Here is a 19,173-nt window from a genome sequence, read left to right as displayed (position 1 = left end):
ATTGACCGCGCCGCGGTCAGCGACTCTTCAGTTCCCGCACAACCTCAGTGAACCCCGGTCGCTTTAGCACATCCGGCTGACAGCACCGCTGCTGCAAATCCTCCAGTGCCACCCGATCATCATCGCTCAACCCCGAATCAATCCGCTCCAGCAACTCCCCCAACAACACCCCAAACGCCCGCACTTCAATCCGTTGCAGCGCGCGGGTTTCAACGCTGTCCGTGGTGGCGTGAAAAGAGGCGCCGCCAAAGTCACCCAGCAAACAATCCCCGTGCTCGTTCCACAAAATGTTGTGGGCGTAGAGGTCGCCGTGGGTGATGCCTTGTTGGTGCAGGTGCTCGGCCGCTGAAGCAACGCCACGGGCCATGCGCAAGGCTATCTTCGCCGTGAAACGGGTGTCATCGGCGTATACGTCACGACTGCAAGACGCCAGGCTCGGCAGTCCCGCCAGGTTGCGATAACTCGGATCGATCAGTTGCATCACCAGCCCGGCCTGGTCCTGCGGATGCCCGACGATTCGCCCTTCGACGCGGATCAGATTGGGGTGCAGGCCTGCGGTGATACAGGCATTCATTTCATGCAGTGGCGAACCATCACTGGTCATTTCACCTTTATAGAGTTTTACCGCGACGGGGGTGGCTGGCTGCGGCTCTCGTTCCCAGGTGGCGCGATGGATGACACCGGAAGCGCCTTCACCGAGTTTTTGTTCAAGACGCAACGCAGTCCACGGGATGCTCGGCGTGGCATCGAGTGCGCTGGCATCGGCCTCGGTTTCCAGCGGATTGCCGGCGTAGGCCAGCCAGGTCAGGGCCGGCAGGGTCAGCAGCCACTCGGGCAGTTCGGTAAAACGGTTGGCCGAGATACGCAGCAGTTCCAGTCGATGGCACCGCACCAGGCTCTCGGGCAGTTGCTGCAAGTGATTGCCGGCCAGCATCAGTTTTTGCATCAGCGGACGCTCGCCCAACTCAGCCGGCAGTTCGCTGATGCAGTTATCGGTCAGGATCAGCCAGCGCAATAACGGCGGCAGCGCGGCTCCCGGCACCCGTTCGATGCGGTTGGCCCGGAAGCCGATCATGCTCAGCGCAGCGCATTGGCCCAGGCAGGTCGGCAGTTCGGTGAATTGGTTGTCCGAGCAGAACAGGATGCGCAAACGGGTCAGGCGATGCAGATCGTCCGGCAGACTGCTCAGGGCATTGCCGCTGAGGTTGAGAATCTCCAGCGAATCCGCCAGCTCAAAGATTTCCCGGGGGAACTCCGTGAGGCCACAGGTCAGGTCCAGACGGGTGATGCCGGCCAGCTCGCCGGCTCGCAGTTGTGCAAGGGTATTCATGAACGGGTTCGCTATTGATCGGGAAGAGGGCCGTGGGGGCCTGAAGATGGGCTGCATGATAGCGGGAGTTTGTGGTGTCAGTCAGGCCGCCTTCGCGAGCAAGCCCGCTCCCACAGTGGTTTTTTGGACTACTCAAAATCTGTGGCCAACACAAATTCCCTGTGGGAGCGGGCTTGCTCGCGAAGAGGCCGGCAGCCATCCCCAAAATCTATCTTTTAAACAGGCTCCCGGACTTCCACCAACTGCCCCAACCGACTACGCGTGCGCGCCAGGTCAATGGCATCCCCACCCAGGCTTTCGCGCAACGACCGCTGCCCGAGTAAAACCAGATGCTTGTCCTGATCGTACAAAACATCGATCAGGTTGATAAACCGCTGCTGCGCGGCCATCGAGCAACTGGCCAGGCTTGGCAGTTCGTCAATGATCCAGTGATCGAACCGGCGGCACAGTTCCAGATAATCCATGACCGCCGTGGGTTGGTCGCACAGATCGCTGAAGGTAAAACCGACAGTTCGCTCTTCGCAGTACCGCGCCGGCAAATGCCGCTTGCCAACGGGCAACGTCAGGGAGGCAATGCTTTGCGGCAGGTTCAGTGCCTGGCGCTGGGCCTGGGTCGCAGGCCAGACGTAATGGCCCTGGGTAAACACCTGCTGGGCGTGGGTTCGCGCCTGGCTTCGGTAGTCGTGGGGGCCGCCGACCTCCATGACGTGCATGCGCGTATTGATCAGGTCGATCACCGGTTTGAACCGCGCATGGTAAAGCGGGTTGGGCAGCAAGCCTTCCGGCGGGTAATTGGAGGTGACCAGCAGCAGGATGCCCCGGCGGAACAGGGCCTTGAACAGCCGGGTAATGAGCATCGCATCGCCGATGTCGTGGACGTGAAACTCGTCGAAACACAACACCCGACAATCGCGCAGCAACTCATCCAGGGTCGCCGCCAGGGCGTCGTGCTGCTCGCGATGGTTGAACATGCCCTGGTGCAGTTGGGCGAAAAACTCATGGAAGTGCAGGCGTTGTTTTTGCGCGATGGGCATGGCCTGGAAGAAACCATCCAGCAGCCAGCTTTTGCCGCGCCCGACCGCGCCATGCAGGTACAGACCCGGCAGGATTTTCGCCGACTGGCCCAGCAACGTCGTCGCCTGTTGGGCCATGTGGTCGATGACCCGCTGCTGGCTATGGCTGAGGGTGTAGCCCTGGACAAGTGCCTTGTGGCGGAAGTAGTCGTGGATGACCCGATGATTGGCCGCCAGCACAGCGGTCTTGCCGAACAAGCGGCGCAATACGGGCCAGCGTGGTGTGAGACGCGAACGGATTGGCGGTCGAATGGCCACGATACTGTCACCCCCGGGTTCTTCAGGCCGGCTCACCGAGCTGCGGCGGCGTAGTGTAACCAGATGGGGAATTGTCCTACCACCCGTGCTGACATAGTCGTGGCTTAGTGAGACAGAAATCTGCGGCATGTACAGGTTATTTCCCGCAGGGGCAGTGCCTACACTGTGGGCTTGAACGATGGTCTGCAGGCAGTGAGTGTCGGCGGGACGGCGGATGATTTCCGGGGAGAGTTATCTGGCGTATGACATTTTCATAAGCGCCGGCACGACGCGGTGGGGGGGAGTGTCGGCAGTGCGCGGCGGGCCAGTTCGGATGCCGAGGCCAATCCGGGCAATGGTCTAGGCACCGGGAGTCAGGTCTTCAACTACAACGCGAAAATCTACACCGACCAAGCCACACCGCCCGCCGGGACTTACCTGGACAGTGTGGTGCTCGACGTAGGTTTCTGATCACTGCGAACCCTGTGGGAGCGGGCTTGCTCGCGAAAGCGGTGTATCAGTCAATATTGATGTGGCTGACACACCGCTTTCGCGAGCAAGCCCGCTCCCACAAGGGGTTTGTGGTGTTGGTCAAATATGCCTAGCGCTCGATGCTCCGATTCCACCGCGCATTCCACGCCGGGCGCTGTTCGTTCACCTGGTCCCAATCCACCGCAATCGCGGTCTCCAGGTACTTCTTCATCGCCTCAACCTGACCACGGGTTTTGTCGGTGGTCGGGGTGTTGGGGTTGGACGGGATCTGGTCGCCGTCTTCAAGCGCAGCGGCTTGTGCGTCTGGTGTCAGCAGGAACGCTGCGAGTTTTTGCGCCAGTTCCGGTTGGGTGTTGTTGGCGATCGCGCACTCGGCAACGTTGAGCACCACGGCGCCTTCCTTAGGCTGCGCGTATTCCACCGGCATGCCTTTGAGTTTCAGCGCCGTGACCTGGGTCGGGGTCAACGGGAACAGCGCGGCTTCGTCGGTTTGCAGCATTTCGGAAATCTTCGCCGAGCTCGGAATGTATTCCAGCACGTTGCGCCCGACGGTATTCGGCCAGGCCTTGAAGCCCGGTTCGACGTCGGTTTCGCTACCGCCCTGGATGCGGTTGAACATCAGGAAACCATGCAGGCCGAACGTCGAAGAGGCCATCGACTGGAACACCACTTTGTCTTTGAAGCGCGGGTCGGCCAGGTCCATCCACGAGGTCGGCGCGGCCCAGCCTTTTTCCTTGAACAGCCGCGTGTTGTACGCCAGCCCGGTGACACCGAGGCTGACGGCCACGGCCTCATCCTTGATCCGACCCTTGGCCGGAATTTGCGCCAGGGTCGGGCTGTCCTGGAGTTTGTCGCACAAGCCCATGGAGATGGCGCGGTACATGATGCCGTCGTCGAGGAACATCACGTGCAGTTGCGGATTGCCCTTGCTGGCCTGGACCTTGGCCAGGATGTCGGCGGAGGTCCCCGGCACAATCACCACTTTGACGTTGTTGGCTTTCTCGAACACCGGCAGCACCTTGTCGGCGTAGAGCCGCTCCATGGTCCCGCCATTCATGCCCAGGTAAAGCGTCGGTTCGGCCTGGGCCTGGCTGATCGTGAGCAGGGCGCCCATGCAGGACAACCCGAGCAGTGCGGTGCGTTTGACGTTATTCATTGGCGCGACCTTCCTCTATCAAGCAACGGAGATGGAGTGAAACCGGGTGATGGAAAACGCATCCAGCGACGTTTTTGGCGCGCCGCTGCAGATGATCTCGGTGAGCGCCTGGCCCACCGCCGGACCGATCTGGAAACCGGCGCCGGCAAAGCCAAACCCGTGCAACAGACCGGGTTGGGTGCCGCTGTGCCCGATCACCGGTTGGCGGTCGGGCAAATAACCTTCGGTGCCGCTCCAGGTACGGATCGCCTGGGCGCCTTCAAGAAACGGGTAGAGCTCGACCGCTTGGCGCAGGATCTCGATCACCGCGTTCTGGCCCGGCCGGGCGCGGGCGTCGTCGAGGGCGAAACCCTGGCCACCGCCCAACACGCAATTGCCGCGAGCAACCTGTCGGGCATAGATGCCACCGCCCTCGACCCCGGTGCTGGCGTTCATCACCATGGGCAACGGCTCGGTGACCAGCATCGCCGGGTGGCCGGCGTGCATTGGCACTGGTTCGCCAAACTGTTCGGCCAATTTGCCGGCCCAGGCCCCGGCGCAATTGAGCAGCCACGGCGCGCGAAGTTCGAGGCCGCTGGCGGTGCTGACGTGAAAGCGCTGACCGTCGTGTTCAACCTGAGTGACGGCGCATTGCTCATGAATTTGTGCGCCATGCCTGCGGGCCGTCTGGGCAAAGGCCGGGGACACCAGTCGCGGGTTGGCGTGACCGTCGTCGGGGCAGAACGACGCGCCGGCCGCCACATCACCGACCCACGGGAACCGCGCGCGAAGTTCATCTCGTTCAAGAATTTGCAAGTCGAGGCCGAACCCCTGGCTGCTGGCGGCGTAGTCCTGCAATGCGCGCAGGTCGTTGAGGCTGCGGGCCAGTTTCAGGTGACCGCTGCGCTGGTATTCACCGTCGATGCCGATCAACTGCGGTAGTTGGCCCCAGAGTTCGTGGGCCTGTTGCGACAGCGGCAGTTGCGACAACGGCCGACCCTGGCGCCGCACACCGCCGTAGTTCACGCCGCTGGAGTGGGAACCGCAAAAGTCCCGCTCCAGCAGCGCCACGCGACGGCCGGCCTTGCTGAGAAACAGCGCGGCGGAGGCACCGACAATGCCGCCGCCAATGATGATGGCATCGACTTCGATCATGGCTCGACCTCCAGGCCAAACGGCAACGGTTTGATCGGCGACTGGGCGCGCAATCGGCCGATCTCCGACACGGGACGTTGGCTTTCGCAGGCGATGATTTCTGCGGCGGCGGCACCGCACATCCGGCCCTGGCAACGACCCATGCCGACCCGGCAATGGGCCTTGACCCGGTTGATTTCCCAGTGACCTTCGCGCACGACCTGACGGATATCCCCGGCGCGGACTTCTTCGCAGCGGCAGATGATCAGGTTATCGGCGCTGTTGGCGGCCCAATCTTCGGGGAAGGCGAAGGCGCGCTCCAGGCCCTGGCGGAAGTCGCCGATGCGCTGGAGGGCGTGTTCCAGTTGCAGGCTGCGTTGCGGTGGGATCAGGTAGCCACTGTCTTCGAGCAGGGCCAAAGCGGCGCGCTCGCCGGCCATTTCCGCGGCGTCGGCGCCCATGATCCCGGCGCCGTCACCGGCCAGGTAAACCTCGGCGACACTGCTGCGACCGGCGCTGTCACGCTGGGGTAGCCAGGCGCGGTTGAGGGGGTTCCAGGCGAATTCGCAACCGAGCAGATCAGCAAGTTGGGTTTCGCTGCGCAGGCCATGGGCGAAGGCGACCGAATCGCAGTCGATTTGTTGGGAGCCTTTGGCGTTGCGCCAGTTCAGGGATTGCACGCGCTGTTCGCCGTTGACCTGGACCAGGCTGGCGCCCTGATGCACCGGGATGCCGTGGGCGGTCAGCCAACTGCGGTAATAAATGCCTTTGGCCAGGGTCGCCGGTTGCGAGAGCAGGCCGGGCAGGGCGCGGGCCTGAGCGCTGAAGGGCGAGCTGTCGAGCACAGCCACAACCTTTGCGCCGGCCTTTGCGTATTGATAGGCGACGAGGTACAGCAACGGTCCGCTGCCGGCGAACACCACCCGTTCGCCGATGGCGCAGCCCTGGAACTTCAACGCAATCTGCGCCGCGCCGAGGCTGTAGACCCCCGGCAACGTCCAGCCCGGCACCGGCAGAACCCGGTCAGTGGCGCCGGTGGCGACGATCACCCGAGAGAACTCCAGTCGCGTGGCTCGGCCGTCATGCAAGGTATCGAGGGCACCGGCCTCGGCGTTCCACACTAGGGTGTCGGGGCGATAGTCGAGTTGCTCGCGCAGTACGTCGAGAGCTTGATGAATCGCACTGGCCTTGCGGGCTTCGAAGCCATACAACTTGACCGCCGAGCGCTTGAAATTCGCCGGTTGCCGCCGATAAATCTGCCCACCACCGCGCGCGGCTTCGTCCAGCAAAATCGGACGGACACCATGCGCCACCAGCGTCTGCGCCGCACGAATCCCCGCAGGGCCAGCCCCGACAACAATCACCGGATTCATACCAGATCCCCTGTGGGAGCGAGCCTGCTCGCGAAGAGGACGGTACATTCAGAAGGGATGGCGACTGACACGACGCCTTCGCGAGCAGGCTCGCTCCCACAGTTGATCTCGGTTGGCTGCAATATTTGTGAACGACGCAAAACCCCTGTGGGAGCGGGCTTGCTCGCGAAGAGGCCGGCACATTCAACAGATGCGGTGGCTGACACGACGCCTTCGCGAGCAAGCTCGCTCCCACAGTTGATCTCGGTTGGCTGCAATTTCTGTGAACGACGCAAAACCCCTGTGGGAGCGAGCTTGCTCGCGAAGGGGCCGGCACATTCAACAGATGTGGTGGCTGACACGACGCTTTCGCGAGCAAGCTCGCTCCCACAGTTGATCGGGGTTGGCTGCAATATTTGTGATCGGCGCAAAACCCCTGTGGGAGCGGGCTTGCTCGCGATGACGGCAGTACACACAACATCTGTGGTGGCTGACAGATTGCTATCGCGAGCAAGCTCGCTCCCACAGGGGATGCGGTTTATGCAGTTGGATTGGGTGTTCATAGCGAGCGCCCCGGTTCGCGGCTGATGTGTTGGCCGGGTTCGAGGAGGGTCGAGCAGGCCCGTACTCGGCGGCCGTCGCCCAGGCGTACCCAGCAATCCTGGCACGCGCCCATCAGGCAGAACCCGGCGCGGGGTTCGGCGCTGAAGTCGCTGCCGCGCAGGTGTTCGCTGCAGGTCAGCACGGCGGTCAGTACGGTGTCGCCGAGCAGGGCGGTGGCCGGTTGGCCGTCGAGGACGAAGTCCAGGGCCGGGCGGTCGCCTTCGGCCAGTCGTTTCAGCAAAGCCATGGCGCCCTCATTGTTTACCTACCAGAACCCGATCCAGGCCATACACCCGATCAAGCAGAATCATCGTCAACGCCGTCAGGCCAATCACCAGAGCCGAGACCGCCGCCATCATTGGATCGATGGACTCAGTGGCGTACACGTACATCCGCACCGGCAGCGTCTGCGTGGCCGGCGAAGTGACGAAAATCGACAACGTGACCTCATCGAAACTGTTGATAAACGCCAGCAACCAACCCCCGGCCACCCCCGGCAGAATCATCGGCAAGGTGATTTGCTTGAACAGCGTGAAACGCCCGGCACCCAAGGATTGCGCCGCATGTTCGGCACTGCGATCCAGGCCAATCGCCGACGCCAGCACCAGCCGCAGCACATACGGCGTGATCACCAACACATGGGCGAAGATCAGCCAGCCGAAGCTGCCATTCACGCCCATCAACGCAAACAGGCGCAGCAGTGCGACGCCTAAAACCAGATGCGGAATGATGATCGGCGACAAAAACAAACCATTGAAAAAGCCCCGCCCGGGAAACTCATAACGGGTGATGGCCAACGCCGCCGGCACCGCAATCAGCGTCGCCAAGGTCGCGGCGCAGAACGCCAGAATCAGGCTGTTGTAGAACGCATCGACAAAGTCGGCACGCTCGAACACCGCGCGAAACCAGCGCAGCGAGAAGTTTGTAGTGGGCAGGCTCAGGGTGTTTTCCGGGGTGAAAGCCACCAGGCACACCACCACCAGCGGTGCGAGCATGAACAGCACCACCAGGGCATGAAACAACAGGGCGAAAGGACCGTTCTTGGACATGTCGAGTTATCCCAATGACTTCTTGTAGCGGCCTTCGATCATCCGGTTCCACGACAGCATGATCAGCAGGTTGAGCAACAGCAGAGCCACGGCAATCGCCGCGCCCATCGGCCAGTTCAGCTCTGACAGGTACTGGTCGTAGATCAGCGTGGCGACCATTTTCAGTCGACGTCCGCCGAGCAAGCCCGGAATGGCGAAGGAGCTGGCAGCCAGGCCGAACACGATCAAGGTGCCGGACAACACGCCGGGCATGATTTGCGGCAGCATCACTTTGCGCATCACCGTGAGGTGGCTGGCACCCAGCGAGAGCGCGGCTTGCTCGGCGGCCGGATCGAGTTTCTGCAGCGAGGTCCAGACCGGAATGATCATGAAAGGCAGCATCACGTGGACCAGCGCAATCACCACCGCAAACGGCGTGTACAGCAGCTTCATCGGCGAACCACCGAAGGCTTGCAGGGTCTGGTTGACCAGGCCGTCGGCGCCGAGCAACAGGCTCCAGCCGAAGGCGCGCACCACCACCGAAATCAGCAGCGGGGTGAGGATCAGAATCAGGAAAATCGAACGCCACGGCGCGCCCATGCGGCTGAGGATGTAGGCCTCGGGCACGCCAATCACCACGCACAGCAGGGTGGTCAGGCCGCTGATCCAGAACGTGCGCAGGAAAATCTCGTAGAAGTACGGATCGCCGAGCAGGCTGCTGTAGTGGTCGAGGGTGTAGGCGTCGCTGTTGATCCCCGAGCTGTAGTCGAAAACGTTGAACGACAGCACCAGTGTCAGCAGCAAAGGAATCACCAGCAGGCACACATACAGCGCCAGCGCCGGTGCCGACAATAAATAGCCTTGGCGGCCCTGACGGATGTTGGCGAGCACACTCATGCCGACACCTCATCGACACTCAGCACCCGCAGCAACGCCGCGTCCCAGTCCAGGCCCACCGCCGTGCCTTCGGCCAGCGGCGCCGAGCCGTCGTTACGACGCACCACGCTGAGTTCGCCCAAGGTCGTCGAGACGCCATACAACCATTGGCTGCCGAGGAAAAAGCGGCTGACGATGTTCCCAGGCAAGCGACCCTGACCGACTTCCCTCAGATCGATTTTTTCCGGGCGCAGGCTCAGGGTCAGGTCGCCGCCGCTGCGGACTTGAACCACACCGGCGCCATCGCGCTCGCCGGGCAGCAGATTGGCCTTGCCGACAAACCCGGAAATAAACTCGGTGCGCGGGTGTTCATAAAGAGTGTACGGCGCGTCGATCTGGGTGATGCGCCCGGCCTGCATCACCACCACGCGGTCGCTGATCGACAGCGCTTCGGATTGGTCGTGGGTGACCATCAACGTGGTAATGCCGACTTCACGCTGGATGCGGCGGATCTCGAATTGCATCTCTTCGCGCAAGTTGGCGTCGAGGTTGGACAGCGGTTCGTCGAGCAACAGCACCGGCGGTTCAATCACCAACGCCCGAGCCAACGCCACACGCTGACGCTGGCCACCGGACAATTCCCGTGGATAGCGCTCGGCGTGTTGGTTGAGGCGCACCAGTTTCAGGACGCGATCAACGCGTTGCTGCAATTCTGCGTTGGGCACTTTGCGCATGCGCAGGCCGAAGGCGACGTTGTCCTGCACGCTCATGTGCGGGAACAGCGCGTAACTCTGGAACACCACGCCCAGGCCACGGCTGGCGGGTTTGGCGTGGGTGATGTCGCGACCGTCGAGCACGATGCGTCCGCTGCTGACTTCGACGAAGCCGGCGATCATTTGCAGCGTGGTGGTTTTGCCGCAGCCGGAAGGGCCGAGCAGGGACACGAACTCGCCTTTCTCCACCGAGAGGTTGGTGGCGACGACTGCGTCGATTTCGCCGTAGCGTTTACCGAGGTTTTCAAGTTGCACGAATGCCATAGCTGCGCTCCACCTGAGATTGTTATGCGCGGCCGGGGTCGCGCTTTTTTGTATGGGCAGATACGAAAGGATGATGCGGGGTGCGTTGGCGCTCGACGTGGGTCGGCTGCCGCTGTTGTTCGAATCGCCCCTGTATGGACGCAGAGTAGGACGAAGAATAGGATGGGCTCAATGGCCTATTTCACTGAAGCGATGACTATTTTCAGTTTCATTCAGTGAGTAAATTTTTCATCGAGAAAACCCATGTCTGATTCCACTGAGCGGAATGAAAACAAAAATGAAGTCGGTGTCGGCGCCGTCTCCCGGCTGTTTGCGGTGCTGCGCAGCCTCGGTGATACGGTCGAGGGCGGTGAGCGTGTGACGCAACTGGCCCAGCGCATTGGTTTGTCGCAACCGACGACGCATCGTTTGCTGCGCAGCCTGATGGACGAAGGCATGGTCGAGCAGGATGCACGCAGTAAACGCTATCGCCTGAGCCTGGATTTCTTCGCCCTGGCGGCGCGGGCGGGGAACACCGGCAACCTGCGGGAACTGGCGCGACCGGCGCTGTTGCGGCTGTCGGCGTCGTTGGGGGATTCGTTGTTTCTGCTGGCGCGCAGTGGCTTTGATGCAATCTGCCTGGATCGTAGCGAAGGGCCGTTTCCGATTCGTACCTTTACTGGCGATATCGGCGGGCGGGTGGCGCTGGGCGTCGGGCAAGGGAGTCTGGCGATCCTGGCGTTTCTGCCGGAAGAAGAGCGGGACACGGTGATTCACTACAACCTGCCGCGGCTCAAGGACTTCCATTTGTATGACGAAGTGTTCCTGCGCTCGGAAGTCGATAACGTGCGAGCGTTGGGGTATGCCGGACGGAACACGGGGGTGTTGCAGGGCATGGCCGGGGTGGCGGTGCCGATTCTGGATCGTGACGGGCGGGCGGTGGCGGCGTTGAGTGTGGCCACCGTCAGCGATCGCTTGGGGCCGGATAGGTTGCCGACGGTGGTGGAGATGCTAAAGCGTGAGGCGGCGCTGATCGGGCCACGGATTAATCCGTTTGATCCGTTATTGCGCAGGCCCTCCCAAGTTTTCGGTCAGGCCTGATGATCGTTCCCACGCTCCGCGTGGGAATGCAGCCCGGGACGCTCCGCGTCCCTTGCCGGAGCTGGAACGCGGAGCGTCCCTTGAGGCATTCCCACGCAGAGCGTGGGAACGATCGCTCGGCTAAAACTGTGCGGTTTGCTTGAGCATCCGCGCCGCTGCCGTATCACTCGGGCTGACCATCGCATAGTTGTACCCGGCGCCCGACCAATACTCGGCCTGCAACTCACCATCGCTGCGACTGCCCCGTGGCAGCAGGTAGTTTTTCGGGCCGGGCGGGCGCACGTAGAAGCTGATCTTGTGCCCGCCCTGATCTTCATAAACCACCATCGCCGCCGGCCCTTGCTCGGTGCTGAGCAAACGTCCGCTGACCGGTTTGAAACCGGCCCCCGCCAGATCCGGCAGGCGATGGGCTTGGGTGAAGTAGCGGTCCAGCCAACCCTGTATGTCGCCGTCGTCGCTGACCTTGTAGTCCGCCGGCAACATGCCTTGCTGAGCGAACAACCGGTACGCCTGCATGGCATCGGCCATCGGCGCCTGAGTGCTGAGCAGGGTCATCTCCCGCGCCTGCCAGCCACTGATCCCGCCCACGCTGACCGCGATCAACAACACCGCCGCGCTGGCCAGATGCCGCCGGGACTGACGTTTCAGGCGCTGGCGAATCAGCGCCGGATCGAGTTCCGGGTTGGCCGGTTGCTGCAAGGCTCCGCCAAGGGCCGCGCGCAGTTGTTGGGCGTCCTGTTGCCAGGCGCGCACCTGCGCGCAAATGTCGGCGTTAGTGGCCAGAAAAGTCTCCACCAGACGTCGGTCCGCATCGCTGAGCTGGTGATCGACGTAGGCGTGCAGGTCACGCTCGCTTGGGGGCATGCTGATCATTTGAGTCTCCGCAGGGAAGGGCGGCTGATTTCGCCGTCGCTGAGTTCGCGCAAGGCCTGGCGGGCGCGGGACAGGCGAGACATCACGGTGCCCGTCGGGACGCCGAGAATCTCGGCGACCTCTTTATAGGTCAGGCCTTCCACCGACACCCACAGCAGCAAGGCGCGCTGTTCGGTGTTGAGCTGATCGAAGGCTTGCAGGGTGGTTTGCGCGATTACCGTGCGCTCGGCGGACGGCTGCGCATCGTCACGCCCGGTAAAGAATTCGAGCATCCGCGCATACCGCCGGGAGCGCCGGTGAGCGTCGAGAAACTGCCGATACAGGATCGAAAACAGCCAGGCGCGCAGGTCGCCGTCGGGGCGTTTGTCGCTCCAACTCGACAGCGCCCGCTCGAGGCTGGCCTGGACCAAATCGTCGGCGCTGCTGGGGTTGCGCGTGAGCGACACTGCGAACCTGCGCAATCTGGGAATGATTTCTCTCAGTTGTTCGTCGATATCGTTCATGAGTTTCTGAGTAGTCACTACGCTGGACTAGGAAGACGCCCGGCATGCGAGGTTATTCCACGTCCGTAAAAATAAATACGGAGCGATGGAATAAACCGGTTTGGGGCGCGTCTGCTTGGTTCTTCTCACTTGTGGCCGATGGCCCTGGAGTCTTTCATGGTAGATAGCTCAACACCGCCCAACCGGCCGCCGCTGAGTACCGCCAGCCTGACAGCGCGCCTGGCCGGCATCGCGGTCATCGTCGCGGCAGTGGCCGGGGCTTTTGCCTACGTCAATGGCACCTTTGACCCACAACGCCTGACGCCGAAAAAACTGATCAATGTGTTGGAAACCAACAACGGCGTGCACCCGGGGTTCCGGCGTAACCACTCCAAAGGCGTGTGCGTGATCGGGCATTTCGAGAGCAGTGGCGAGGCGCGCAGTTATTCCAGCGCCCAGGTATTCAATGAGGCGCAGACCCCGGTGGTAGGACGTTTCGCACTGCCGGCCGGCAATCCTTACGCACCGGACAGTGCGGTGCCGATCCGCAGCATGGCGTTGCGCTTCACCCAGGCCAACGGTCAGCAGTGGCGTACCGGGATGAACAGCATGCCGGTGTTCCCGGTGGGCACGCCCGAGGCGTTCTATCAGTTGCAGCAGGCGCAATCGCCGGATCCGGCCACGGGCAAACCCAATCCTGCTGCCGTTCCAGCATTTTTTGGTTCGCATCCAGAAGCCGGGCCGTTCCTGGCCTGGATCAAAACCGCTAAACCGTCGGCCAGTTACGTGACGGAAACCTACAACAGCGTCAACGCGTTTTACCTGGTGAATGCATCCGGTCAGAAGCAGGCCGTGCGTTGGAGCATGGTGCCGGTGGTCAAGGACGCGGCGGGAGCCACAGCGCCTGAAGGAGGGGATTTCCTTGAGAAAGACCTGGTGCAGCGGATTTCCGCAGGGCCCCTGCGCTGGCAGTTGAATATCATCCTGGCCAACCCCGGTGACCCGGTGAATGACGCCAGCAAGGCTTGGCCCGATGGCCGAAAAGTGCTGAATGCCGGGACTTTGGTGCTGGAAGCGACCCAGCCGCAATTGAACGGTGAGTGCCGCGACATTAACTACGACCCGCTGGTATTGCCGGCCGGGATCGAAGGTTCCGACGACCCGCTGCTCGCCGCGCGTTCCGCCGGTTACGCCAGTTCCTATCTGCGTCGCACCAGCGAAGTCAATCAGTTGCCCGCCGCCAAACAGGAGGCTCAACAATGAGCGCCCAACCCAAGCATTTCGTCCCGCTGGCGCGCCTGCTGCACTGGCTGATGGCATTGATGGTCATCGCGATGCTGTTTATCGGCGCGGGCATGGTGGCTTCGGTGTCCGAGCGCCATGAGTGGCTGATTCACCTGCACAAACCTTTGGGTATTGCGATTTTGCTGTTGGTGATCGTGCGCCTGGTTGTGCGTTTTTCCACGCAGCAACCGCCGCTGCCGGCAGACCTGCCAGGTTGGCAGGTGCTGGCGGCCAAGGCGTCCCATGTCTTGCTGTATGCGCTGATGCTGATTTTGCCGCTGCTGGGCTGGGCGATGATTTCGGCGGCGGGCGACCCGGTGATGCTCAGCAGTTCGTTGCAGCTGCCATCGATTGTGCCGGCCAATGCGCAGGTGTTTGCGGTACTGCGCAAGGCTCACGGGTATCTGGCGTATCTGTTGTTCCTGACGGTGCTGCTGCATCTGGCGGCGGCGTTGTTTCATGGCTGGGTGCGTCGCGATGATGTGCTGGACAGCATGTTGCGGGGTAAGGATCGCGGTTGAGTTTGAGTCAGCAGGATCCCATGTGGGAGCGGGCTTGCTCGCGAAGGCGGCGTGTCAGTCGGTATTTATGTCTCTGACACACCGCTTTCGCGAGCAAACCCGCTCCCACAGACTTCGGGGGTTTTGGCGGGCAGTGTTCGCCACCAGTAGATCAGCGCTACAGCATTGATCCCGGCCCCCAACAGGCAAACACCGATCCACCCACCCCACGCATACATCGTCGTCGAACCAATCGACCCCAGCGCACTGCCTATTGAATAAAACAGCATGTACCCGGCGGTCAGTCGACTCTGCGCTTCAGGCCGCACGCTGTAGATCATGCTCTGGCTAGTGACGTGCACCGCCTGCAAACCCAGATCCAGCGTAATGACCCCCAGCAACAACGCCCACAACGAAGATTGGGTGAAGGCGATGGGCAGCCACGACGCCAGCATCAGCAACAGCGATAAACCACTGGTCCATTGACCCAGACCACGATCAGCCAGATGACCCGCGCGGGCCGCTGCGAGTGCGCCCGCCGCGCCGGCCAGTCCGAACAGTCCGATTTGTGTGTGGGACAACGACAGCGGCGGGGCGCTCAGGGGCAACACCATGGGCGTCCACAACACCATGGCGCTGGCGAAAGTCAGCAGGGCGAGGATCGCTCGTTGGCGCAGCACCGGTTCTTCCTTGAACAAGGTGAAGACCGAGCCGATCAGCGCTGTGTAAGTGTGGGAGGGTTGCGGCGCTTCATGTTTGGGCAGCACGCGAAACAACAGCAGCGCCATCAGTAGGGTCAGCCCCGCCGATAACAGATAGATCGAACGCCAACCGGCCAGATCCGCCATGCCGCCAGCGACTGTTCGAGCCAACAAAATGCCGACGACAATGCCGCTGGTGACCACACCCACCACACGTCCGCGCTGTTCCGGAATTGCCAGGGTCGCCGCATACGCCACCAACACCTGCGTCACCACCGCCAACAACCCGGTCAACGCCATGCCGATCAGCAGCCAGGTGCTGTTCTGTGCGAACGCGATCATCAGCAACGCCAGGGCCGACAACAGCGTTTGCGTCACGATCAGGCGCCGCCGGTTGAGCAGATCCCCGAGCGGCACCAGCAACAACCGCCCCGCGCCGTAACCGACCTGAGTGAGGGTGACGACGATGCCGATAGTCGCCGGGTTCATGGCAAAGGCGTCGGCCATGGCATCGAGCAGCGGTTGGGCGTAATACACGTTGCCGACGGCCAGGCCGCAGGCGACAGCGAACAGCAACACCACGCCGCTGTTTAAAGAATGGTTGGGCTTCATGCCAGACTCCTTGTGGTTTCAAGATAAAACCAGTTGTACGGTAAGGAGGCTTGTTTTATATTGCAACCACATTTGCAGTCTGCGAGCGCGATCATGGTTAAACGTACAAGCATGGAAGGCGCCGAATGCCCGGTCGCCCGGTCACTGGATGCCATCGGCGATTGGTGGTCGTTGCTGATCGTGCGCGATGCGTTCGATGGCATCCGTCGGTTCGGCGAGTTTCAGCGCAACCTGGGCATGGCCAAGAACATTCTCTCGGCGCGATTGCGCACATTGGTGGCCCACGGGATTTTTGATCTGGTGCCGGCATCGGATGGCAGTGCGTATCAGGAGTACGTGCTGACGGCGAAGGGCAAAGGCCTGTTTCCGCTGATCATCGGGTTGCGGCAGTGGGGCGAGGCGTTTTTCTTTGAGGCGGGGGAGGCACATTCACGGGTGGTTGATCGAGAGCAGGGGCGGCCGGTGCGACCGTTGGAATTGCGCGCCGAGGATGGGCGGTTGTTGGGGCCGGAGGATTGTGTGCGGGTGGCGGCTGAGTAAAGATCGCGCCTTCGCAGGAGCTGCCGAAGGCTGCGATCTTTTGATCTTAGCGCAACGTATCAACCATCTCCGCAACGGTCGTCAGCACATCTTTACCCAACTGCTTGGAACGCTTGCCAGACCAACCCGTCAGCGCATTCGGCGCATCGTTGTTGTCTTTGAACGGCATCTCCAGGGTCAGCGACAGGCAGTCGAACTTCTGGCCGACGCTGTTGCAGGCCAGGGTCATATTGGCCTGACCCGGCAGGTCACGGGTGTAGCCGTACTTGGTCTGGAAGTCTTTGGTCAGATGCTTCAGATGATCGCGGAAGTGGGTTTCGAGTTTCTCGAGCCGCGGCGTATAACCCGGATTGCCTTCGCAACCGGCGGTGAACACGTAGGGGATTTCTTCATCGCCATGGATGTCGAGGAACAAATCGACGCCGTATTTTTCCATCTGCTGCTGGACAAAAAAGACTTCCGGGCTGATTTCCTGGCTGGCGCTCTGCCAGGCGCGATTGAGGTCCTGGCCCATGGCATTGGTGCGCAGGTGACCGTGGAAGGCACCATCCGGGTTCATGTTCGGCACCAGGTACAGGTCGGCGCTGGCCAGGAGTTTGTTCAATACAGGGTCGTCGTGCTTTTCCAGGCGTTCGATCACGCCTTCCATGAACCACTCGGCCATGTGCTCGCCCGGATGCTGTTGCGCAATCATCCAGACCTTACGCTGACCTTCGGCGCCACTGCCTTTGCGCAGTAACTGAATGTCGCGGCCCTCGACGCTTTTGCCGGTGGCCAGCAGTTCAGTGCCGGCCTTGGTCAGCGCCTGCTCGATCAGCCAGTCATGGCGACCGCGGCTGTAGGGTTCGAAGTAGGCAAACCAGGCGTGGGTGGCCGTGGCTTCGAGGCTGAAGCGCAGGCAGTCGCCTTCGAAAATCGTGGGCACCCGGAACCAGTTGACGTGATCGTAGGACGCCACGGCCTGATAACCGTCCCAGGCTTTGTTGTACGAGGATTTGCTGGCGTTGTTCAGGCGAAACCAATGCTCTTGACCGACATGCAGACCGCTTGCCTTGAAGTGGAACCACTGGAAATGCTGGCTGCGGGTGTCTGGCTTGATCGCCAGAAGCGCTTGCAACGGGTTGCTGATGTCCAGCACTTCAATGTTGCCGCTGTCGAAGTTTGCGCTGATATCGAAAGAGGATTTAGCCACGGTCATAGTCGATTCCTGATTATGATTTTATGGCTGCTACTTTACACGCAAGGCGGGAATGAATCGGGGGAAAATTGCGGTGTGAAGCGGGGGGCGTCCTCCTTGACGCCGAAGCAGCTTAGAGACTGTGGGATTGATTCTCAAGTGCTATTTTGGATTAGTTTGGCCCAATGCTGCCGGGGTTCTCTTGCCAACAGATATTCTTTTGATATCATGCCGGCCATCGGATTCGCAGCACCTACAGTCTTCATTAGCCTGAAGCCAAAGCCAGAATAACTGGCAAAAAAAAGACCCGGCATAAAGCCGGGTCAAAAACCGTGATTAGCCTGATGAGGAGATAGTCCAGGAGACCGACCTAAGGTCCTCTGGTCCATCGACTGATCTCGCGACCAGCTGCATGCAATAATAATCATTCTCGTTTGCAAGTCAAATAATTTTATCTGCTCGATTGGGAAATTCTTTCCCGTCCTCCTCGAAAACACATCCGTCTCAGTCGTTCTGATCGCCATCCAGGGATCGGTCGACCATTGCCTGCGCCATGTCGATCATGTGCACCACCGAAAATGCCAGCGCCCGGTTTACGCCTTGCAGGTTGTCGGCCGACTCTTGTGCGGTGGCGGCGGCACAGCGCAGCAGGTCGGACGCATGAACCAACTCCTCCTCACTGCTGACATTGCGGTTTACATCAAAAAAGCGCGTCTGGATTTCTACTTCTGAAACAGATGGTTTCAAGTAATAGTCCAGCGCCCGCTGCGCGGCGGCACAGCCTTTTGGCGAGGTGAAGGTCGTGTCGAACTGGGTGTCTGGCGCGTCGTGATTGGGGTTGGTCATGGTATTGGGTGAACTCCGTGATTGATTCAGATCCGTTCACTTATCCTAGTACGTACTGTATTTGTGACCAGAATTTAAATACTACAATATGTGTTTTGATGGCCGGAGGCGTCCACGTATCGTGCCGCACATGGATAAATGGATTGAATTGGTCAAGGCCAAAATGAGTGAACTCAAAATCACTCAAGAAGAACTCGCAGATCGCCTCGGGATGTCCCAGGGCGGCGTCGGCCACTGGCTGAACAAACGCCGCGATCCTGGCGTCGTCAACATGAACCGTGTGTTGAAGGCGTTGGGCATGGACTTTCTCGAAGTGGCGCTGGTGATCCGCGAACCACTCATCTTGGAAGAGGAGGAGATGCCGCTGGCGCTCAAGTACAACCCGTACTTCCGCTACCCGGTCAGTGACTGGAAGGAGCCGGCGCAACTGCGCGACGGGGAGCTGACGGTGTACCGCAAGGAGGAACGCTTCGAGCTGACCGACTACCACGCCCAGGGCCCGGCCTTCTGGCTGAGCGTGATGGGCGACGCGATGACCGCGCCCACCGGCATCAGCATTGCCGAGGGGATGATGATCCTGGTGGACCCGGCCATTGTGCCGGAGCCCGGAAAACTGGTGATCGCTCAGTGGCCGGACAGTTCGGAAGCGACGTTTCGCAAGCTGATCGAAGAGGGCGGGCAGCGTTACCTGGTCCCGCTCAATCCGACGTATCCGAAAGCCCTTTTCACCGAGGAGTGCCGAATTATCGGCGTGGTGGTTCAGGCGACAGCCAAATTCTAA

Annotated in this window: 19 protein-coding genes and 1 pseudogene; 6 read left to right on the top strand and 14 right to left on the bottom strand. The window is 61.1% G+C overall.

Annotated elements, in window-relative coordinates; all coding sequences use genetic code 11:
• Positions 1-16: 16 nt before the first annotated feature.
• Complete coding sequence (locus tag BK667_RS14875; RefSeq protein WP_123598066.1) at positions 17-1,330, bottom strand: leucine-rich repeat-containing protein kinase family protein; 1,314 nt, start codon at positions 1,328-1,330, stop codon at positions 17-19.
• 215 nt (positions 1,331-1,545) lie between these two features.
• Entirely contained in the window at positions 1,546-2,661 is a 1,116-nt protein-coding gene (gene zapE / locus BK667_RS14870) for a cell division protein ZapE (protein ID WP_123598065.1), read from the bottom strand.
• A 147-nt stretch (positions 2,662-2,808) separates the two neighbouring features.
• Here zapE and BK667_RS14865 point away from each other — a divergent pair.
• Positions 2,809-3,111: pseudogene (locus tag BK667_RS14865) on the top strand (spore coat protein U domain-containing protein); the annotation flags it as partial.
• Between the two features lie 130 nt (positions 3,112-3,241).
• On the opposite strand, the gene BK667_RS14860 reads toward BK667_RS14865, so the two are convergent.
• The 7 genes from BK667_RS14860 to BK667_RS14825 all read right to left on the bottom strand — a co-directional run bounded on the left by BK667_RS14860 (position 3,242) and on the right by BK667_RS14825 (position 10,297).
• Positions 3,242-4,288: an ABC transporter substrate-binding protein gene (locus BK667_RS14860; RefSeq protein WP_123513574.1), complete on the bottom strand. Its 1,047-nt coding sequence runs from the start codon at positions 4,286-4,288 to the stop codon at positions 3,242-3,244.
• A gap of 18 nt (positions 4,289-4,306) precedes the next feature.
• Positions 4,307-5,422: an NAD(P)/FAD-dependent oxidoreductase gene (locus BK667_RS14855; RefSeq protein ID WP_123598064.1), complete on the bottom strand. Its 1,116-nt coding sequence runs from the start codon at positions 5,420-5,422 to the stop codon at positions 4,307-4,309.
• Positions 5,419-6,774 (bottom strand): FAD/NAD(P)-dependent oxidoreductase, encoded by a 1,356-nt coding sequence (locus BK667_RS14850; RefSeq protein ID WP_123598063.1) that lies wholly within the window; start codon positions 6,772-6,774, stop codon positions 5,419-5,421. Before BK667_RS14850 ends, BK667_RS14855 begins: the two co-directional genes overlap by 4 nt.
• A gap of 538 nt (positions 6,775-7,312) precedes the next feature.
• Positions 7,313-7,603: a (2Fe-2S)-binding protein gene (locus tag BK667_RS14840; protein ID WP_123513564.1), complete on the bottom strand. Its 291-nt coding sequence runs from the start codon at positions 7,601-7,603 to the stop codon at positions 7,313-7,315.
• A gap of 7 nt (positions 7,604-7,610) precedes the next feature.
• Positions 7,611-8,405, bottom strand: a complete 795-nt coding sequence (locus tag BK667_RS14835) for an ABC transporter permease (protein ID WP_054053788.1) — start codon at positions 8,403-8,405, stop codon at positions 7,611-7,613.
• Between the two features lie 6 nt (positions 8,406-8,411).
• The gene (locus BK667_RS14830; RefSeq protein WP_123598062.1) at positions 8,412-9,281 is read right to left on the bottom strand and encodes an ABC transporter permease; all 870 of its coding nucleotides are present in this window, start codon (positions 9,279-9,281) and stop codon (positions 8,412-8,414) included.
• The gene (locus BK667_RS14825; protein WP_123598061.1) at positions 9,278-10,297 is read right to left on the bottom strand and encodes an ABC transporter ATP-binding protein; all 1,020 of its coding nucleotides are present in this window, start codon (positions 10,295-10,297) and stop codon (positions 9,278-9,280) included. Before BK667_RS14825 ends, BK667_RS14830 begins: the two co-directional genes overlap by 4 nt.
• Before the next feature lie 243 nt (positions 10,298-10,540).
• Here BK667_RS14825 and BK667_RS14820 point away from each other — a divergent pair, with 243 nt between their 5' ends.
• Positions 10,541-11,377: an IclR family transcriptional regulator gene (locus BK667_RS14820; protein WP_123598060.1), complete on the top strand. Its 837-nt coding sequence runs from the start codon at positions 10,541-10,543 to the stop codon at positions 11,375-11,377.
• Between the two features lie 120 nt (positions 11,378-11,497).
• On the opposite strand, the gene BK667_RS14815 is transcribed toward BK667_RS14820, so the two are convergent.
• Together BK667_RS14815 and BK667_RS14810 are read right to left on the bottom strand one after the other, a co-directional pair.
• Positions 11,498-12,250 (bottom strand): anti-sigma factor family protein, encoded by a 753-nt coding sequence (locus BK667_RS14815; RefSeq protein WP_123598059.1) that lies wholly within the window; start codon positions 12,248-12,250, stop codon positions 11,498-11,500.
• Positions 12,247-12,753 (bottom strand): sigma-70 family RNA polymerase sigma factor, encoded by a 507-nt coding sequence (locus BK667_RS14810; protein WP_123410032.1) that lies wholly within the window; start codon positions 12,751-12,753, stop codon positions 12,247-12,249. Before BK667_RS14810 ends, BK667_RS14815 begins: the two co-directional genes overlap by 4 nt.
• Positions 12,754-12,909: 156 nt before the next feature.
• Here BK667_RS14810 and BK667_RS14805 point away from each other — a divergent pair, with 156 nt between their 5' ends.
• Positions 12,910-13,995, top strand: a complete 1,086-nt coding sequence (locus BK667_RS14805; RefSeq protein WP_123513554.1) for a catalase family peroxidase — start codon at positions 12,910-12,912, stop codon at positions 13,993-13,995.
• Positions 13,992-14,537 carry a cytochrome b gene (locus BK667_RS14800; RefSeq protein ID WP_123513552.1) on the top strand — a complete coding sequence of 182 codons (546 nt, stop codon included), beginning with the start codon at positions 13,992-13,994 and terminating at the stop codon, positions 14,535-14,537. Before BK667_RS14805 ends, BK667_RS14800 begins: the two co-directional genes overlap by 4 nt.
• A 65-nt stretch (positions 14,538-14,602) precedes the next feature.
• On the opposite strand, the gene BK667_RS14795 is transcribed toward BK667_RS14800, so the two are convergent.
• Positions 14,603-15,829 carry an MFS transporter gene (locus BK667_RS14795; protein WP_123598058.1) on the bottom strand — a complete coding sequence of 409 codons (1,227 nt, stop codon included), beginning with the start codon at positions 15,827-15,829 and terminating at the stop codon, positions 14,603-14,605.
• Positions 15,830-15,922: 93 nt separating this feature from the next.
• On the opposite strand from BK667_RS14795, the gene BK667_RS14790 reads away from it, so the two are divergent.
• The gene (locus BK667_RS14790; RefSeq protein WP_123509052.1) at positions 15,923-16,369 is read left to right on the top strand and encodes a winged helix-turn-helix transcriptional regulator; all 447 of its coding nucleotides are present in this window, start codon (positions 15,923-15,925) and stop codon (positions 16,367-16,369) included.
• Between the two features lie 46 nt (positions 16,370-16,415).
• Here the strand turns inward: BK667_RS14790 and BK667_RS14785 are convergent, their stop codons facing one another.
• Both BK667_RS14785 and BK667_RS14780 read right to left on the bottom strand, forming a co-directional pair.
• A complete protein-coding gene (locus tag BK667_RS14785) occupies positions 16,416-17,567 on the bottom strand; it encodes a M14 family metallopeptidase (RefSeq protein ID WP_123598057.1) in 1,152 nt (383 codons plus the stop codon).
• A 483-nt stretch (positions 17,568-18,050) separates the two neighbouring features.
• Positions 18,051-18,392, bottom strand: a complete 342-nt coding sequence (locus BK667_RS14780; protein WP_123598056.1) for a DUF6124 family protein — start codon at positions 18,390-18,392, stop codon at positions 18,051-18,053.
• Between the two features lie 130 nt (positions 18,393-18,522).
• Between BK667_RS14780 and BK667_RS14775 the strand changes: the two genes are divergently transcribed.
• Complete coding sequence (locus BK667_RS14775; RefSeq protein WP_123508883.1) at positions 18,523-19,173, top strand: LexA family protein; 651 nt, start codon at positions 18,523-18,525, stop codon at positions 19,171-19,173.

This window comes from Pseudomonas frederiksbergensis (assembly GCF_003732705.1).
Classification (GTDB): Bacteria; Pseudomonadota; Gammaproteobacteria; order Pseudomonadales; family Pseudomonadaceae; genus Aquipseudomonas; species Aquipseudomonas frederiksbergensis_F.
This window is presented reverse-complemented; position numbering and strand designations above follow the sequence as displayed.

Excerpts from the sequence above, each read along its gene's own strand:
- BK667_RS14775 (WP_123508883.1), top strand. The coding sequence starts at position 18,523 with ATGGATAAATGGATTGAATTGGTCAAGGCCAAAATGAGTGAACTCAAA.
- BK667_RS14855 (WP_123598064.1), bottom strand. The coding sequence starts at position 5,422 with ATGATCGAAGTCGATGCCATCATCATTGGCGGCGGCATTGTCGGTGCC.
- BK667_RS14850 (WP_123598063.1), bottom strand. The coding sequence starts at position 6,774 with ATGAATCCGGTGATTGTTGTCGGGGCTGGCCCTGCGGGGATTCGTGCG.
- BK667_RS14830 (WP_123598062.1), bottom strand. The coding sequence starts at position 9,281 with ATGAGTGTGCTCGCCAACATCCGTCAGGGCCGCCAAGGCTATTTATTG.
- BK667_RS14810 (WP_123410032.1), bottom strand. The coding sequence starts at position 12,753 with ATGAACGATATCGACGAACAACTGAGAGAAATCATTCCCAGATTGCGC.
- BK667_RS14800 (WP_123513552.1), top strand. The coding sequence starts at position 13,992 with ATGAGCGCCCAACCCAAGCATTTCGTCCCGCTGGCGCGCCTGCTGCAC.
- BK667_RS14835 (WP_054053788.1), bottom strand. The coding sequence starts at position 8,405 with ATGTCCAAGAACGGTCCTTTCGCCCTGTTGTTTCATGCCCTGGTGGTG.
- BK667_RS14790 (WP_123509052.1), top strand. The coding sequence starts at position 15,923 with ATGGTTAAACGTACAAGCATGGAAGGCGCCGAATGCCCGGTCGCCCGG.
- BK667_RS14825 (WP_123598061.1), bottom strand. The coding sequence starts at position 10,297 with ATGGCATTCGTGCAACTTGAAAACCTCGGTAAACGCTACGGCGAAATC.
- BK667_RS14780 (WP_123598056.1), bottom strand. The coding sequence starts at position 18,392 with ATGACCAACCCCAATCACGACGCGCCAGACACCCAGTTCGACACGACC.
- BK667_RS14795 (WP_123598058.1), bottom strand. The coding sequence starts at position 15,829 with ATGAAGCCCAACCATTCTTTAAACAGCGGCGTGGTGTTGCTGTTCGCT.
- BK667_RS14815 (WP_123598059.1), bottom strand. The coding sequence starts at position 12,250 with ATGATCAGCATGCCCCCAAGCGAGCGTGACCTGCACGCCTACGTCGAT.
- BK667_RS14860 (WP_123513574.1), bottom strand. The coding sequence starts at position 4,288 with ATGAATAACGTCAAACGCACCGCACTGCTCGGGTTGTCCTGCATGGGC.
- BK667_RS14785 (WP_123598057.1), bottom strand. The coding sequence starts at position 17,567 with ATGACCGTGGCTAAATCCTCTTTCGATATCAGCGCAAACTTCGACAGC.
- BK667_RS14820 (WP_123598060.1), top strand. The coding sequence starts at position 10,541 with ATGTCTGATTCCACTGAGCGGAATGAAAACAAAAATGAAGTCGGTGTC.
- BK667_RS14840 (WP_123513564.1), bottom strand. The coding sequence starts at position 7,603 with ATGGCTTTGCTGAAACGACTGGCCGAAGGCGACCGCCCGGCCCTGGAC.
- BK667_RS14805 (WP_123513554.1), top strand. The coding sequence starts at position 12,910 with ATGGTAGATAGCTCAACACCGCCCAACCGGCCGCCGCTGAGTACCGCC.
- BK667_RS14875 (WP_123598066.1), bottom strand. The coding sequence starts at position 1,330 with ATGAATACCCTTGCACAACTGCGAGCCGGCGAGCTGGCCGGCATCACC.